Annotated in this window: 14 protein-coding genes; 12 read left to right on the top strand and 2 right to left on the bottom strand. The window is 57.8% G+C overall.

Annotation, left to right across the window (positions count from 1 at the left end; genetic code table 11):
• Positions 1-79: 79 nt before the first annotated feature.
• The 5 genes from yrfG to RGU44_RS20705 all read left to right on the top strand — a co-directional run bounded on the left by yrfG (position 80) and on the right by RGU44_RS20705 (position 5,689).
• On the top strand, positions 80-742 hold the full coding sequence (yrfG, locus tag RGU44_RS20725; RefSeq protein WP_322218900.1) for a GMP/IMP nucleotidase: 663 nt from the start codon (positions 80-82) through the stop codon (positions 740-742).
• A gap of 122 nt (positions 743-864) precedes the next feature.
• Positions 865-1,752 (top strand): LysR family transcriptional regulator, encoded by an 888-nt coding sequence (locus RGU44_RS20720; RefSeq protein ID WP_322218898.1) that lies wholly within the window; start codon positions 865-867, stop codon positions 1,750-1,752.
• A 93-nt stretch (positions 1,753-1,845) separates the two neighbouring features.
• Complete coding sequence (fdhD, locus tag RGU44_RS20715) at positions 1,846-2,670, top strand: formate dehydrogenase accessory sulfurtransferase FdhD (protein ID WP_322177295.1); 825 nt, start codon at positions 1,846-1,848, stop codon at positions 2,668-2,670.
• Entirely contained in the window at positions 2,667-5,003 is a 2,337-nt protein-coding gene (locus tag RGU44_RS20710) for an FdhF/YdeP family oxidoreductase (protein WP_322218896.1), read from the top strand. Before fdhD ends, RGU44_RS20710 begins: the two co-directional genes overlap by 4 nt.
• Before the next feature lie 197 nt (positions 5,004-5,200).
• Complete coding sequence (locus tag RGU44_RS20705; RefSeq protein WP_322177293.1) at positions 5,201-5,689, top strand: glycine zipper domain-containing protein; 489 nt, start codon at positions 5,201-5,203, stop codon at positions 5,687-5,689.
• A 271-nt stretch (positions 5,690-5,960) separates the two neighbouring features.
• Here the strand turns inward: RGU44_RS20705 and typA are convergent, their stop codons facing one another.
• Together typA and thiI are read right to left on the bottom strand one after the other, a co-directional pair.
• Positions 5,961-7,781 carry a translational GTPase TypA gene (gene typA / locus RGU44_RS20700; RefSeq protein ID WP_219063756.1) on the bottom strand — a complete coding sequence of 607 codons (1,821 nt, stop codon included), beginning with the start codon at positions 7,779-7,781 and terminating at the stop codon, positions 5,961-5,963.
• Between the two features lie 140 nt (positions 7,782-7,921).
• Positions 7,922-9,376, bottom strand: coding sequence for a tRNA uracil 4-sulfurtransferase ThiI (thiI, locus tag RGU44_RS20695; protein WP_322177291.1), 1,455 nt, complete (start codon positions 9,374-9,376; stop codon positions 7,922-7,924).
• Between the two features lie 332 nt (positions 9,377-9,708).
• Between thiI and glnA the strand changes: the two genes are divergently transcribed.
• The 7 genes from glnA (at position 9,709) to ntrC (ending at position 16,481) form a co-directional block, all read left to right on the top strand.
• A complete protein-coding gene (glnA, locus tag RGU44_RS20690) occupies positions 9,709-11,115 on the top strand; it encodes a glutamate--ammonia ligase (RefSeq protein ID WP_322177290.1) in 1,407 nt (468 codons plus the stop codon).
• Positions 11,116-11,272: 157 nt separating this feature from the next.
• Positions 11,273-11,857 (top strand): chorismate mutase, encoded by a 585-nt coding sequence (locus RGU44_RS20685; protein ID WP_322177289.1) that lies wholly within the window; start codon positions 11,273-11,275, stop codon positions 11,855-11,857.
• Positions 11,858-12,052: 195 nt separating this feature from the next.
• Entirely contained in the window at positions 12,053-12,475 is a 423-nt protein-coding gene (locus RGU44_RS20680; RefSeq protein WP_322218893.1) for a cupin domain-containing protein, read from the top strand.
• Positions 12,476-12,504: 29 nt separating this feature from the next.
• Positions 12,505-13,029 (top strand): DUF4124 domain-containing protein, encoded by a 525-nt coding sequence (locus RGU44_RS20675; protein ID WP_322218890.1) that lies wholly within the window; start codon positions 12,505-12,507, stop codon positions 13,027-13,029.
• Between the two features lie 22 nt (positions 13,030-13,051).
• Positions 13,052-13,672 carry a DUF4124 domain-containing protein gene (locus tag RGU44_RS20670; protein ID WP_322278485.1) on the top strand — a complete coding sequence of 207 codons (621 nt, stop codon included), beginning with the start codon at positions 13,052-13,054 and terminating at the stop codon, positions 13,670-13,672.
• A 293-nt stretch (positions 13,673-13,965) separates the two neighbouring features.
• The gene (gene glnL / locus RGU44_RS20665) at positions 13,966-15,051 is read left to right on the top strand and encodes a nitrogen regulation protein NR(II) (RefSeq protein ID WP_322177286.1); all 1,086 of its coding nucleotides are present in this window, start codon (positions 13,966-13,968) and stop codon (positions 15,049-15,051) included.
• Complete coding sequence (gene ntrC, locus RGU44_RS20660) at positions 15,048-16,481, top strand: nitrogen regulation protein NR(I) (RefSeq protein ID WP_322177285.1); 1,434 nt, start codon at positions 15,048-15,050, stop codon at positions 16,479-16,481. The genes glnL and ntrC overlap by 4 nt, the downstream gene beginning before the upstream one ends.
• Positions 16,482-16,640 lie beyond the last annotated feature (159 nt).

Here is a 16,640-nt window from a genome sequence, read left to right as displayed (position 1 = left end):
CGGAGTACTATACCGTGGCTTTCCCGATTGTCTGTGTCGGATATGCTGACGTGGCTCATTCACCGCCCGAGAGACCTGAATGCCTTCTTTACCCTGGCGCGACATTGATACCGTTCTGCTCGATATGGACGGCACCCTGCTCGACTTGCATTACGACAACCATTTCTGGATGGAGCACCTGCCACAGCGCTACGCCGAACTGCACGGGGTCAGCCGGGCCATGGCCGAACTGGAAATGGCCCCGCTGTTCGAAAAGAATGCCGGCACGCTCAACTGGTACTGCCTGGACTTCTGGAGCGCCGAGCTGAAGCTACCGCTGCGCGAGCTGAAACTGGAAACTGCGCACCTGATCTCCCTGCGTCCGGATGCCGAAACGTTTTTGATGGCAATCAAGCAGGCCGGCAAACGCGTGATCATGATCACCAACGCCCACCGCGACTCGCTGTCATTAAAGATGGAGCGGGTGCAACTGGCGCCCTACTTCGAACGCATGATCAGCTCCCACGACTACGGGTTCGCCAAAGAGAACGCGCAGTTCTGGGATGCGTTGCACGCCGACATCGCCTTCGAGCCAGGTCGCAGCCTGTTCATCGATGACACCCTGCCGATCCTGCGCAGCGCCCGAACATTCGGAATCGCCCATCTGCTGGCCGTCAGCGAACCCGACAGCCGCAAGGGCCCGAAGAACACCGAAGAGTTTGCCGCAGTAGCGGATTATCGGACGTTGATTGCGGGGCTTTAGCTGCGCGGACACTGTAGGAGCGGGCTTGCCCACGATGGCGTTTTACCTGACACACCGCATCAACCTGATCGCAGGCAAGCCAGCTACAGGACGAACTGCCTGCATAACGCCCCGGAGCGAAGATGGACATCAAACAGCTTAAATTCCTCATCGCCCTCGACGAGACCCGGCACTTCGGCCAAGCGGCGGCGCGCTGCCACATTACCCAGCCGACCCTGTCGATGCGCCTGCGCAGCCTGGAAGAAGAGCTGGAGTTGCCGCTGGTCAATCGTGGTCAGCGCTTCGAAAGTTTTACCGCGCCGGGTGAACGGGTATTGGCCTGGGCGCGGACGGTACTCGCCGCCTATGACGGCTTGTACGCCGAAGCGGCAGCGTGCCGGGGGCATCTGGTCGGTACGTTGCGCCTGGGCGTGGTGCCGCTGTCGAGTTTCGATCCACTGCCACTGATGCAACGCCTGCATCAGTTGCACCCCAACCTGCGCTTCGAACTGTCGGCGCTCAGCTCCGAGCAGATTCTGGAGCAGTTGGCGAGCAATCAGCTGGATCTGGGCGTGTCGTATCTGGACCGGCTCGACGGTGAGCGCTTTGATTCTCTGGCACTGGCAAAAACACGCATGGGCCTGCTTTACGATCACCGTCACTTCAGCTTCGGTGAAGATCCACTCAGCTGGGAAAGCCTGATCGAGCTGCCCCTCGGCCTACTGACCAGCGGCATGCACTTTCGTCAATCCATCGACCACAATTTCCACAGTCGGGGCCTGAACCCCCTGCCCTTGTTGCAAACCGACGCGGTCCATCAGTTGCTGCAAGCGGTGCATGGCGGTTTCTGTTGCGCGATCATGCCACTTGATGGCGGTCTGGAGACCCTGACCGAGCACCTGCGCCTGCACCCTATCGCGGAGGCCAAAACCCTGGCCCGGCTGGGTTTGATCATGCGTCGTAGCGCGCCGCGCTCTGCCCTGGCCGAAGCATGCTTCGCGGCCTACCAGAAAATCATCGAAGCATCTTGATCGACGTCATCTATCAAGGCATCAGCACTAGCGATTAGACGTTATCCGACGACAGGCCTAGGCTAAAGGCAAATAACCTGCCGGTACGATCCCATGCCCGCCAAGCGCACGGTCAGCACGGCGCCCGCGTCCGCCGCAAGCCACGCCTACAGCTACTCAAACCTTGAACGCGAAGCCTCGGGGAGCACGGCGCTGGCCGAAGAGGTGGCGCTGGCCATTGCCTACAATGGCATCAGCCAAGCGGTGATGCTGGTCAGCCCGACCGATCTCGAAGACTTCATCGTCGGCTTCAGCCTGGGCAGCGGCATCATTGCCTCTCCCGACGAAATCTACGACCTGAAGCTCAGCGGCTCGGGTTCTGCGCAGCACGCGCAGGTGGAGATCGCCAGCCGCGCCTTCTGGAACCTCAAACAGCAGCGTCGCCAACTGGCCGGGACCAGTGGCTGTGGCCTGTGCGGTGTGGAAGCGGTCGAGCAAGCGTTACCCGAACTCGATGTATTGCCGGGCGCGCCATTGCCGCCTGCGATCTGGCTGGAAGGGCTGCGCCAACGCATCAGCGCATTCCAGCCACTGGGCCAGCATTGCGGCGCGGTACATGCCGCGCTGTTCATGGACAGCACGGGAGAGCTGCTGCTGGGCCGCGAAGACATCGGCCGGCATAACGCCCTCGACAAACTGATCGGTGCGTTGATCCGCCAGAACATTCCATTGACTGGCGGGATTGCCATCGTCACCAGCCGTTGCAGCCTGGAACTGATCCAGAAAGTACTGCGCGCCCGCATTCAGACGCTGGTCAGCCTGTCCTCGCCCACCGGCCTGGCCCTGCAATGGGCACGCCGACACAACCTCAATTTAATCCACCTGCCGCAACACAGTGCGCCGCGGGTCTATAGCCCTGCGATGGAGAATCAAGCGTGAGCATTCGTCACCAAGCCGACAAAACCCCGACGCCCCGCTACAAACCGTACAGAGGCGCGGCGGGCGGCTGGGGCGCACTGGTCAGTGTGACGCAGGCTTGGCTGAGCAGTGATAACGCACTGAAGAACCTGCGCATGATGCTCAAGACTAACCAGAACGGCGGCTTCGACTGCCCAGGCTGCGCGTGGGGCGATTCGCCGGAAAGCGGCATCGTGAAGTTCTGCGAGAACGGCGCCAAGGCGGTCAACTGGGAAGCCACCAAGCGCCGTGTCGATGCCTCGTTCTTCGCCCGCTACAGCGTCAGCGCCCTGCGTGAGCAAAGCGACTACTGGCTCGAGTACCAGGGTCGCCTGACCGAGCCGATGAGCTACAACGCTGAAACCGATCGTTACACGCCAATCAGTTGGGACGACGCGTTCGCCCTGATTGGCAAGCATCTGCGTAAGCTGCCAAGCCCGAACATGGCCGAGTTCTATACCTCGGGCCGGGCCAGCAATGAAGCCGCCTACCTGTATCAGCTGTTCGTACGCGCCTACGGCACCAACAATTTCCCCGACTGCTCGAACATGTGCCACGAGGCCAGCGGTGTCGCCCTGGCGCAAAGCGTTGGCGTCGGTAAAGGCACGGTAACCTTCGATGACTTCGAACACGCCGATGCGATTTTCGTTCTCGGCCAAAACCCCGGCACCAACCACCCGCGCATGCTCGAACCGCTGCGTGAAGCCGTCAAACGCGGCGCGCAAGTGGTGTGCGTCAACCCGCTCAAAGAACGCGGCCTGGAACGCTTCCAGCATCCGCAGCACCCGCTGGAAATGCTCACCAACGGCTCGGAGCCGACCAACACTGCGTACTTCCGCCCGGCATTGGGTGGCGACATGGCGCTGTTGCGCGGCATGGCCAAGTACCTGTTGCAATGGGAACGCGAGGCTCAGGCCAACAACGCACCGTCGGTATTCGATCACGCCTTCCTAAACGAACACACCGACGGCGTGCTTGATTACCTGGCGACCGTCGATGACACCTCGTGGGAAGAGATCATTGAGCAGTCCGGCTTGCCCCTTGCCGATATCGAGCACGCGGCGAAGATGTACTGCAAAGGTCAGAAAGTCATCATGTGCTGGGCGATGGGCATCACTCAGCATCGCCATTCGGTGCCGACCATTCAGGAAATTGCCAACCTGATGCTCCTGCGCGGCAACATCGGCAAGCCCGGCGCAGGCCTGTGCCCAGTGCGTGGTCACAGTAACGTGCAGGGCGACCGGACCATGGGCATCAATGAGCGCCCACCTGCGTTATTCCTTGATGCGCTGGAAAAACGCTTCCAGTTCAAAGCCCCACGCGCATCGGGTCATAACGTGGTGGAAGCTATCCACTCAATGCTCGCGGGCAAATCAAGGGTCTTTATCGGCCTGGGTGGCAACTTCGCCCAAGCCACACCAGACAGCACACGCACCGTTGAAGCCTTGAACAACTGCGACCTGACGGTGCAGATCAGCACCAAGCTCAACCGCAGCCACCTGACTCACGGCGCACACGCACTGATCCTGCCATGCTTCGGCCGGACCGATATTGATATCCAGTCCGAAGGCCCACAAGCGGTGACGGTGGAAGACTCGTTCAGCATGGTTCATGCGTCCAATGGCCAACTGCAGCCCCTGTCCAGACAGATGCGTTCGGAGCCGGCAATCATCGCCGGTATCGCTGCCGCGACCCTGGGCACGCAACCCGTGGACTGGTTGTGGCTGACTGCGGATTACAGCCGTATTCGCGACCTGATTGCTGACACCATCCCCGGTTTCAAGGACTTCAATGAGCGCCTGAAAAATCCGGGGGGCTTCTATCTCGGCAATGCAGCCAGTAAACGCCGCTGGAACACACCCACCGCCCGAGCCAACTTCAAGGCCAACGTCCTGCCGCTGGACCTGGTGCATGAGAACGTACGCTCTACCGGCCAGACTCCCGACCTGATCATGCAGTCCATGCGCTCGCACGATCAGTACAACACCACTATTTATGGGCTGGACGACCGTTATCGCGGGGTCAAAGGTCAGCGGGATGTGTTGTTCGTCAACGAAGCAGACATTATCCGCCTGGGCTTCAAGCCGGGGCAGAAAGCGGACCTGGTGTCGATCTGGGACGATGGTCGCGAGCGCCGCGTAAAAGGCTTCACCCTGCTGGCATTCGATATTCCCGCCGGACAAGCAGCCGCTTATTACCCGGAAGTGAACCCGTTAGTGCCACTCGAAAGCGTGGGTGACGGCAGCCATACACCAACGTCAAAGTTCATCGCTATCCGCCTGGAAACAGCAAGTGACGACGGACGGATTATGTAAACTGACAAGGAACAATGGCATACAGCGACTAACGGCATGTATGCCAAGTAAGCTCAGAGTGCTATTTACAACTAAAGTTCCCGTTAAAAAACAGCATGTTAGTGTTTTCTTATAATACGTGTTACTCGTCGGATTTAGATTGTAGCAATACTGACATGGCCTCAGGATCGCGCCGTCATCCCTATGAGGTTCCATACATGAAGTATTCCTCGATTCTGTTGTTGTCTCTCTCCCTGGCCAGTGGTTTTGCCTCAGCTGGCGGCACCGCTGAAGCCGGCGTGGGCGGTGCATTGGGTGGGGTACTCGGTTCCGTTGTCGGCCAACAATTGGGCGGCAGCACAGGTTCAGCGATTGGCGCTGGTCTAGGCGGTGCGGCAGGTGGCGCAGTGGGCGCAGACCGTCGCAACCGTGGTGAAGCCGCTATTGGTGGCGGCTTGGGCGCAGCGGGCGGCAACGTGCTTGGCCGCAGCGTCGGCGGCACTACCGGCAGCCTGATCGGCGCAGCAGCCGGTGGCGGTGCAGGTGGCGCCCTGGGTAACTACATGGGCAACGAAAGCCGCGACGATGGTCGTGGAGACCGCCGCTACCGTGGTCGCGATGATCGTCGTGATTACCGCGGCGACCATCGCGGTCGTGGTCATGCCTATGGTCATCGCAAACATTGGGATGATCATGATCGCCGCTGAGTGATCGCACGTGTCGCTATATCTGCCGCTGGCTGCACTCCCCACGCAGCCAGCGCTGCTTTAAAGTCCGCTAAACCAACCTTCTGATCAACACCGGTCGCCTGCCCGCTGGGGAGCCGTGTCTGTCATATACCGTCTAATTAGCGCTCGAGTGGACCAACCCAGTCAAACTTGACGCACCACTCTTACAGCGTTTCTGACATTTTCCAGACAAACAAAAACGCCCCCGACCTTGCGGTCGGGGGCGTTTTTTTAACAGCTAACTAATGAATCAGTTGCCGTTTTTCTTGGCAGAGCGGGTGCGCTCGCTTTCACCAAGGATTTTCTTACGCAGGCGGATCGACTTCGGCGTTACTTCGCAGAGTTCGTCTTCTTGAACGAATTCCAGCGCTTGTTCCAAAGTGAAACGGATAGGCGGAACCAAAGCGATGGTTTCGTCTTTACCGGAAGCACGCATGTTGTCGAGCTTCTTGCCTTTGGTTGGGTTAACGCCCAGGTCGTTGTCACGGCTGTTGATGCCGACGATTTGACCTTCGTACACGTCTTCACCGTGACCCAGGAACAGCTTGCCACGCGCCTGCAGAGTTTCCAGCGAGTAGGTCAGAGCCTTACCGGTAGCAACCGAAACCAGTACGCCGTTCTGACGACCGGACATGTCGCCGGACTTCATGACGTCGTAACGGTCGAAGATGCTGGTCAGGATGCCGGCACCGGATGTCAGGGTCAGGAATTCGTTACGGAAACCGATCAAGCCACGTGCCGGGATGTTGTACTCAAGGCGAACGCGCCCTTTGCCATCCGGAACCATGTTGGTCAGGTCGCCTTTACGGATACCGATTTGCTCCATGATCGCGCCTTGCGCAATTTCCGGCAGGTCGATGGTGACGTTTTCGTACGGTTCGTGCTTAACGCCGTCAACCATACGGATGATCACTTCTGGACGACCAACGCCCATTTCGAAGCCTTCGCGACGCATGGTTTCGATCAGTACCGAGAGGTGCAGCTCACCACGGCCGGACACTTTGAACTTGTCAGCCGAGTCGCCTTCTTCAACGCGCAGTGCAACGTTGAACAGCAATTCTTTGTCCAGACGTTCCTTGATGTTACGGCTGGTGACGAACTTGCCTTCTTTACCGCAGAAAGGCGAGTCGTTTACCTGGAAAGTCATGGAAACGGTTGGTTCGTCAACGGTCAGCGGCTTCATCGCTTCGACGTTCAGTGGGTCGCACAGAGTGTCGGAGATGAACAGCTGGTCGAAGCCGCTGATGCAAACGATATCGCCGGCAGCTGCTTCGTCAACGTCGATACGGTGCAGACCGTGGTGACCCATCAGCTTGAGGATACGACCGTTACGGCGCTTGCCGTCGATGTCGATAGCTACAACCTGAGTGTTCGGCTTGACGCGACCACGAGCGATACGGCCAACACCGATGACGCCCAGGAAGCTGTTGTAGTCCAGAGCGGAGATTTGCATCTGGAACGGACCGTCACGGTCGACTTTTGGAGCCGGCACGTGGTCGACGATGGCCTGGTACAGCGGGGTCATGTCTTCGGCCATATCGGTGTGCGACAGACCGGCAATACCGTTCAGTGCAGACGCGTAAACAACGTGGAAGTCCAGTTGTTCTTCAGTAGCACCCAGGTTGTCGAACAGGTCGAAGATCTGATCCAGAACCCAGTCTGGACGAGCGCCCGGACGGTCGACCTTGTTGATCACAACGATCGGACGCAGGCCGGCTTCGAAAGCCTTCTTGGTCACGAAACGGGTTTGCGGCATAGGGCCGTCTTGAGCGTCAACCAGCAGCAGAACGGAGTCAACCATCGACATTACGCGTTCAACTTCGCCGCCGAAGTCGGCGTGGCCCGGGGTATCCACGATGTTGATGTGGTAGCCGTTCCAGTTGATAGCGGTGTTCTTGGCAAGAATGGTAATACCGCGTTCTTTCTCCTGGTCGTTGGAGTCCATCACGCGCTCGTCGTTGAGCTCGTTGCGCTCCAGGGTGCCGGATTGACGCAAGAGTTTGTCTACCAGGGTGGTTTTACCATGGTCAACGTGAGCAATGATGGCGATGTTACGTAGATTTTCGATCACTTGTGTATCTCGATCAGAGGATTCGGTCAGCTGCCTATTGTAGGCAGCTATTAACAGTAGAGTCGGCGAAAGCCATGACGGCTTGACGACTGGCGTCGGGGGGCCGGTGACGCAAGCCACAGGCAAACAGCCCCGGGCACTTAGCTCGGTCGATAAACGCGCACATTGGCATGCCCCTCACTGAGCAAATGGTGGGCATGCAGGCGACTCATCACGCCTTTGTCGCAATACAACAGGTACTGGCGAGTCTCATCCAGTTCCTTGAAGCGGCTGTTCAATGCATAGAACGGCAGCGTCTGTATTTCAATGCCAGGCAACTCCAGCGGTTCGTCATGCTGAGCATCCGGATGACGGATGTCGACGATGACCTGACCGGCCAGTGCTTCACTGACTTCCTCGATTTCAATGTCCTGGCCCAATTCGTCGATAACGCGATCGATCGGCACCAACCTGGCTTGCTCAAGCGCACGCTCGAGCACCGCCATATCAAACTGCTGTTCTTCATACTCCACGCGGTTGCGCTTGGCGTGGGTCTTGGGGTTGACCGAAATCACCCCACAATACTCGGGCATGTGCTTGGCGAAATCGGCAGTGCCTATATCGTAAGCCTGATCGATGATGTCTTGCTTGTGGCTGGCGATCAGTGGACGCAAAACCAGCTTTTCCGTGACCGAATCGATCAGCGACAGATTGGGCAGGGTCTGGCTGGAGACCTGAGAGATCGCCTCGCCTGTTACCAGCACATCAATCTCGAGCCGATCAGCGATACGGGTCGCTGCGCGCAACATCATACGCTTCAACACCACGCCCATATGACTGTTATCGACTTTACCGAGAATTTCTCCCAGTACTTCTTCAAACGGGACGCTGACAAATAGCACGCGTTGCGAGCTACCGTACTTCTTCCACAAGAAATGGGCGACTTCCATCACCCCTAATTCGTGGGCGCGACCACCGAGATTGAAGAAGCAGAAGTGGCTCATCAGCCCACGGCGCATGATCTGGTAGGCCGCGACCGTGGAATCGAAACCGCCGGACATCAGCACCAGTGTCTGCTCGAGCGCACCCAGCGGATAACCGCCGATGCTGTTGTGCTGACCGTGAATCACAAACAACCGTTGGTCGCGAATTTCCATGCGCACTTCGATTTCGGGTGCTTTCAGGGAAATTCCGGCAGCGCCGCACTGCTGGCGAAGCTGGCTACCGACGTATTTCTCGACATCCATGGAGCTGAAACTGTGTTTGCCGGCACGCTTGCAGCGCACTGAAAACATTTTGCCGGCCAACGATGCGCCGACGTGTTCTTTACACTTGGCGACGATGTCGTCCATATCGCCTAGCGGGTATTCATTGACCTGCAAAAAATGTGCGATGCCCGGCATGCAACTCAGGCGCTCAATCATCTCCTGCAAGGCTTTCGGCTCGCTAACCCTGGTTTCGACCTCAAGATTGTCCCACACGCCTCCCACCACCAATGCCGGGTCCAGATCACGGAGCACGGTACGGATGTTTTTGGCCAACTGGCGGATGAAACGCTTACGCACCGGCCGGCTTTTGATAGTGATTTCGGGGAAGACTTTTACGATTAGTTTCATGTAAAAAACGCGCGAGGTGCCAGCCGAAAAATAGGGGGCAGGATTATAGCGGAAATTGCTCAAGGTTTAACCAGTTATCGTACAGCCAATATTGCACGCACCAAAAAAGACCGCTCTCTCATCAATCCGCATCATATCAGTGCATCAAATTTTCGATTTATCAGCTTTAATGCCCGCAATGCCTGCGTTTGGCGCGAAAAACCCAAGTCGGGGCACTGGCATGCAATTTGCTCCCTTGTGAGGCAGGTTGCCTTGGCAGAGTATTCGCGCCGGCATCACCCAATTCTAAGGGCCAAACCACTAAAGTGGCCCGAAGCCACCCGGAGGACACCATGTCGAAGTCGGTTCAACTCATCAAAGATCATGACGTTAAATGGATTGATCTGCGCTTCACTGATACCAAAGGCACTCAGCACCACGTGACCATGCCGGCTCGCGATGCGCTGGATGAAGATTTCTTTGAAATCGGCAAAATGTTCGACGGTTCCTCCATTGCGGGCTGGAAAGGCATCGAAGCGTCCGACATGATCCTTATGCCTGACGACAGCACTGCCGTGCTCGACCCGTTCACCGAAGAGCCAACCATCATCCTGGTTTGCGACATCATCGAACCTTCGACCATGCAAGGCTATGACCGCGACCCACGCGCCATTGCCCGTCGCGCTGAGGAATACCTGAAGTCCACGGGTATCGGCGACACTGTTTTCGTTGGCCCGGAACCAGAATTCTTCATCTTCGACGAAGTGAAGTTCAAGTCCGACATCTCCGGTTCCATGTTCAAGATCTTCTCCGAACAAGGCTCCTGGATGTCCGACCAGGACGTGGAAGGCGGCAACCGTGGCCACCGTCCAGGTATCAAAGGCGGCTACTTCCCGGTTCCACCGTTCGACCACGACCACGAAATCCGTACCTCCATGTGTAATGCCATGGAAGAAATGGGCCTGGTCATCGAAGTTCACCACCACGAAGTGGCGACTGCCGGTCAGAACGAAATCGGCGTGAAATTCAACACCCTGGTTGCCAAGGCTGATGAAGTTCAGACCCTGAAATACTGCGTACACAACGTAGCCGATGCCTACGGCCGTACCGCTACCTTCATGCCTAAGCCTCTGTATGGCGACAACGGTTCAGGTATGCACGTACACATGTCCATCTCCAAAGATGGCAAGAACACCTTCGCAGGCGAAGGCTATGCCGGCCTGTCCGATACCGCCCTGTTCTTCATCGGCGGCATCATCAAGCACGGTAAAGCACTGAACGGCTTCACCAACCCGTCGACCAACTCCTACAAGCGTCTGGTCCCAGGTTTCGAAGCACCGGTAATGCTCGCCTACTCGGCTCGCAACCGTTCCGCGTCGATCCGTATTCCTTACGTGTCCAGCCCTAAAGCTCGCCGTATCGAAGCTCGCTTCCCGGATCCAGCAGCTAACCCGTACCTGGGCTTCGCTGCACTGTTGATGGCTGGCCTGGACGGCATCCAGAACAAAATCCACCCAGGCGACGCTGCTGACAAAAACCTGTACGACCTGCCGCCTGAAGAGGCGAAAGAGATCCCACAAGTTTGCGGCAGCTTGAAAGAAGCCCTGGAAGAGCTGGACAAAGGTCGTGCGTTCCTGACCAAAGGCGGCGTATTCAGCGATGACTTCATCGACGCTTACATCGCTCTGAAAAGCGAAGAAGAAATCAAAGTACGCACCTTCGTACACCCACTGGAATACGAGCTGTACTACAGCTGCTAATCCAGTTACGTCAGCCGCATCGACGTAATAGAGGCCTCCTTCGGGGGGCCTTTTTTATGCCTGATATTTTTTAACAATTGGTTTCTGGCTTTGAGCACAACCTGTGGCGTTAACTCTCTGGCTTTATCAGGTCGCCGAATCAGCCAGAGGTCTACCCATGTCGAATTCACATCGACTGCCGCATTTGTCTCTTCTATGTGCGGCCATAGTCAGCATAAGCGCCTGCGCCAATACGCCCACACCCTCTCAACCACCCGACTCGCTGGCGCCCTTGATCCAGACCGTCAGTGAACGCTTGAGCATCGCCGATCAGGTCGCACTCACCAAATGGGACAGCGGAAAACCGATCCAGGACAGCCTGCGCGAACAACAGGTCATCGCCAACGCGGCAAAGCTGGCCCCGGCCTACAAGCTCAATCCCGAAGAAGTCAGTCAATTCCTGGCGGCGCAAATCGAGGCGAACAAGCTGGTGCAGTACACGCTACTGGCCAATTGGCACGCGGCAGGCAAGGCGCCGAATACAGCGAGACCGGACCTGGTCAATCAAGTCCGCCCACAGCTCGACCGACTGCAAATTCGATTGCTGCAAAACTTCGCAGCCTTCACGCCCTACCGGCACGATCCACAATGCCCGACCTGGCTGAACCAGCAACGACAGCTTCAGGCAAACGACGCCATCCATGACATCGCACTGGGACGTGCAGTCGGGGAGCTTTGTATCATCACCCAGCAGCCCCGCTGACAAGATTGCTAACAGCTAGCCCCTCAGGTCTGGAGAACTCGCTTTAGCATGAAAATACGACGCTGAGCCTCCATTACATGACTTCGTATTTCCGACATTTTCTGCAATTCTTGAAGGCTGGTTTGTGCCCCTGATCATGACGTTTACTCGGCTGCGCTCAGGGCGTTTCGCCCTGGCAGACCGAGGAAGTTGAATATGATCAAACAAGCCCTGCTCTCCCTAAGCCTCTTGACTCTCATCGGTACGGCCAACGCCCAGATGAAGCCAGCCATTGATTCAAAGATCCTTTTGCAGAGCTCATCGTCCTGGGACGGCACGCCCTATGTTGCATACCCACAAGGACAGCCAGAACTGACTGTTCGAAAAGTAACCATGGCACCCGGCAGCAGCTTCGATTGGCATTCCCACCCAATGCCGGCGGCCGGTTATGTAGTCTCGGGCGAGTTGATCGTTCAGGCACGGGATAGCGATAAAACCGTAACATTGACAGCCGGACAGGTTTTACCTGAAATGAATAACATTGTTCACCGCGGCCTCAGTGGCAATAGCCCCACCGAACTCATTGTGTTCTATGCTGGCACCACCGGTATGCCGATATCGGTAGAGCCTACCAACTAAAACCCGCGCTATTGCCATTGGACGATTCCATGCATCGAAGCCTTATATTTCTGCTGCTGTCGATCGCCTTGCCCGCCGCGGCGCAGATTTATAAATACACCGACGCCAATGGCAATCCCGCCTACAGCAATCAACCACCCAACGGCACACCAAGCGAAACCGTGCAGTTGCCGCCACTGAACAGTGTCGATACCAAGAAGCCTGCCGCTCAGCAAAACAACGCGGCCTCCAGCGCCAATCAGGGTCAGTCATCCGACGCCTATGGCGTGCTGACGCTGAGTGACCTGCCGACCGATGAAGCGCTGCGCGCCAACAACGGAACATTCACGATTGGCGTCCAGCTGCAACCACGCCTGCAACCCGGGCATCTCTTGCAACTGGTGCTCGACGGTAACGCTTACGGACAACCCAGCAACGTCCCGAGGCTCCAGGTAGTGAACCTTGACCGGGGGGAGCACAGCCTCGCGGTCCGCGTGATAAACGACCAACAGATCATCCAGCAAAGCCCGACCGTCACGATCAGCGTGCAGCGCGTCCATCTCGGTAAACCTTAAGATGCCTTCCCGATCAAACCCCGTGCGCAGCCTGTTGCTGCTATGCCTGATTTTGTTCGCATTACCAGCGGTTGCCGACGTCTATACCTACGTCGATCCGCAAGGCAACCGGGTGTTCACTGACCAGGCGCACCCTGGCAACGCGCATCGCGTCGAGATCCCGCCCAGCAATATGAGCTCCCAGCCACGCAAGCACGTCGTGCAGAAGGCCCACGCCCCCACAAAACCCGCGCCCATATTCCGCTACCAACTCCTGCGGATCCTGGTGCCCGAACCGGATGCAACGGTGCGCAGCATGACGGGGGAACTGATCGTCAGCGTCAGCAATGACCCGGCCCTGCAGAACGGTCACACGTATCGCTTGCTGGTCGACGGCCAACCCTACGGGCAAGCAGGTCGCAGTCCGGTGTTCCCACTGATCAACATTGATCGCGGGACACACCAGCTGGCCGTCGAGATTATGGATGAAACGGATCGCATCGTAGAGCGAACACCCAACCAGCCCTTCCATATGTTGCGCATCACCCTGGCGCAAAAACGTCTGGCGCAGCCGTGCAAGGAAGCGGATTACGGTGTACGCCCCGAATGCGCCCTTGCCGATAAGCCTGCGGAGAAAAAAAGCAGCCTCCTGCCTTTCTTCTGACCACTCAACAGCGTCAGGCACTATATTGGTGCGATAGCTTGCAGCGTGATCGACGAAGCCACCCATTTTGGTTCGAAAATCCTGGCGGAGAGTAGCCTCTAACGACCCAATGTCCGAAAAAAGCCCGATTTTGCGGGTTTGGCGCTTCTTTTCGGAGCCTTGGTTTGGTTTTTGCAGATTCGTACTATCAGTACCGTATCAGCGGCTAAACCCATGCTGGCGAAGACCAACCAGCGCCTGCGATCCGGGCCCGCCTGGGGTTGCAATGTGCCAAAAGAGGTCAACGACAAGTAATGACTATCAGTGACGCGCTGCACCGGCTTTTACTCGACAACCTGACCACTGCCACCATTTTACTCAACTCGAACCTGCGTCTTGAGTACATGAATCCAGCAGCGGAAATGCTGCTGGCCATCAGCGGCCAACGCAGCCATGGACAATTCATCAGCGAGCTGTTCACCGAATCGGCTGAAGCACTGAGCTCGCTGCGTCAGGCTGTCGAACAGGCTCACCCGTTCACTAAGCGCGAAGCGATGCTCACCGCGTTGACCGGGCAGACCTTGACCGTCGACTACGCCGTCACCCCGATCCTCAGCGGAGGCGAAACCCTGCTCCTGCTGGAGGTCCACCCACGTGATCGCTTGCTGCGGATTACCAAGGAAGAGGCTCAGCTGTCCAAGCAGGAAACCACCAAAATGCTGGTGCGCGGCCTGGCCCACGAAATCAAGAACCCGCTCGGCGGGATTCGCGGTGCCGCCCAACTGCTGGCCCGGGAGCTGCCTGAAGAGAGCCTCAAGGATTACACCAACGTCATCATCGAAGAGGCCGACCGCCTGCGTAATCTGGTCGACCGCATGCTGGGTTCCAACAAGCTGCCTTCGCTGGCAATGACCAACGTGCACGAAGTGCTCGAGCGCGTGTGCAGCCTGGTCGACGCCGAAAGCCAAGGCTGCATCACCTTGGTGCGCGATTACGACCCGAGCATTCCAGACGTGTTGATCGACCGCGAGCAAATGATCCAGGCCGTCCTCAATATCGTGCGCAACGCCATGCAGGCCATCAGCAGTCAGAACGAGTTGCGCCTGGGCCGGATCAGCATGCGCACCCGCGCCTTGCGCCAGTTCACCATCGGCCACGTCCGCCACCGTCTGGTGTGCAAGATTGAAATCATCGACAACGGTCCGGGCGTTCCGGCCGAGCTTCAGGAAACCATTTTTTACCCCATGGTCAGCGGCCGCCCGGATGGCACCGGGCTCGGCCTCGCGATTACCCAGAACATCATCAGTCAGCATCAGGGACTGATCGAGTGTGACAGCCATCCTGGCCACACCACCTTCTCGATCTTCCTGCCGCTAGAACAAGGAGCCGCGTCGACATGAGCCGTAGTGAAACTGTATGGATCGTCGATGACGACCGTTCTATCCGCTGGGTGTTGGAAAAAGCCCTGCAACAAGAAGGCATGACCACCCAAAGCTTCGACAGCGCCGACGGGGTGATGAGTCGCCTGGCCCGCCAGCAGCCTGATGTGATCATTTCCGACATTCGCATGCCGGGCGCCAGTGGCCTGGAGTTGTTGGCCCGGATCCGCGAACTGCATCCGCGCTTGCCGGTCATCATCATGACCGCGCATTCAGATCTCGACAGCGCAGTGGCGTCATATCAAGGCGGTGCGTTCGAATACCTGCCCAAGCCGTTTGACGTCGATGAGGCCGTGTCTCTGGTCAAACGCGCCAATCAGCATGCCCAGGAACAACACGGCATGCAGGTCGTGCCGGCCCTGACCCGCACCCCGGAAATCATCGGCGAAGCCCCGGCGATGCAGGAAGTGTTTCGCGCCATCGGGCGCCTGAGCCATTCCAACATCACCGTGCTGATCAACGGCGAGTCCGGCACCGGTAAAGAACTGGTCGCCCATGCGTTGCACCGCCACAGCCCGCGCGCCGCGTCGCCGTTCATTGCGTTGAACATGGCAGCGATTCCTAAGGACTTGATGGAGTCCGAGCTGTTCGGCCACGAAAAAGGCGCCTTTACCGGCGCGGCCAACCTGCGTCGCGGCCGTTTCGAACAAGCGGACGGCGGCACGCTGTTCCTTGATGAAATCGGCGATATGCCGGCAGATACCCAGACGCGCTTGCTGCGGGTACTGGCTGATGGCGAGTTCTACCGTGTCGGTGGGCATACCCCGGTCAAGGTCGACGTACGCATCATCGCCGCGACTCACCAGAATCTGGAAACCCTGGTGCAAGCGGGTAAATTCCGTGAGGACTTGTTCCACCGCCTCAACGTGATCCGCATCCACATTCCACGGATGTCCGACCGTCGCGAAGACATTCCGACCCTAGCCAAGCACTTCCTCGCCCGTGCCGCGCAAGAGTTGTCGGTCGAACCGAAACTGCTCAAAGCCGAAACCGAGGAATACCTCAAGCACCTGCCATGGCCGGGCAACGTCCGTCAGCTGGAAAACACCTGCCGCTGGATCACCGTCATGGCCTCAGGTCGCGAGGTGCACATCAGCGACCTGCCACCAGAACTGCTTAGCCTGCCGCATGACGCCGCACCGGTTACCAACTGGGAACATGCGCTGCGCCAATGGGCCGATCAGGCGCTGGCACGCGGGCAGTCCAGTCTGCTCGACAGTGCGGTTCCGACGTTCGAGCGGATCATGATCGAAACCGCCCTCAAGCACACCGCTGGCCGCCGCCGCGATGCCGCCGTGTTGCTGGGCTGGGGCCGCAATACCTTGACGCGCAAGATCAAGGAATTGGGGATGAAAATCGACGGCGACGAAGATGAAGGCGACGACGCCTAAGATCTTTTTGCGCCTTGGTTGATTCCAGATCGCTCACGGGAAGACCTGTCTGCACAGGGAAATGCGATTGTTTGCCCCTACGCAGACTATTCGGCTGCCATGACCTGTCATTTCTGACAGGGTTTACAGATCTGTCTTTCACTGGTTAGCTCCAAAAAT

It is taken from the genome of Pseudomonas sp. 5C2, from assembly GCF_034314155.1.
In the GTDB taxonomy this organism is placed as follows: Bacteria; Pseudomonadota; Gammaproteobacteria; order Pseudomonadales; family Pseudomonadaceae; genus Aquipseudomonas.
The sequence above is the reverse complement of the archived record's forward strand: the minus strand, read 5'-3'. Positions and strand labels throughout refer to the sequence as shown.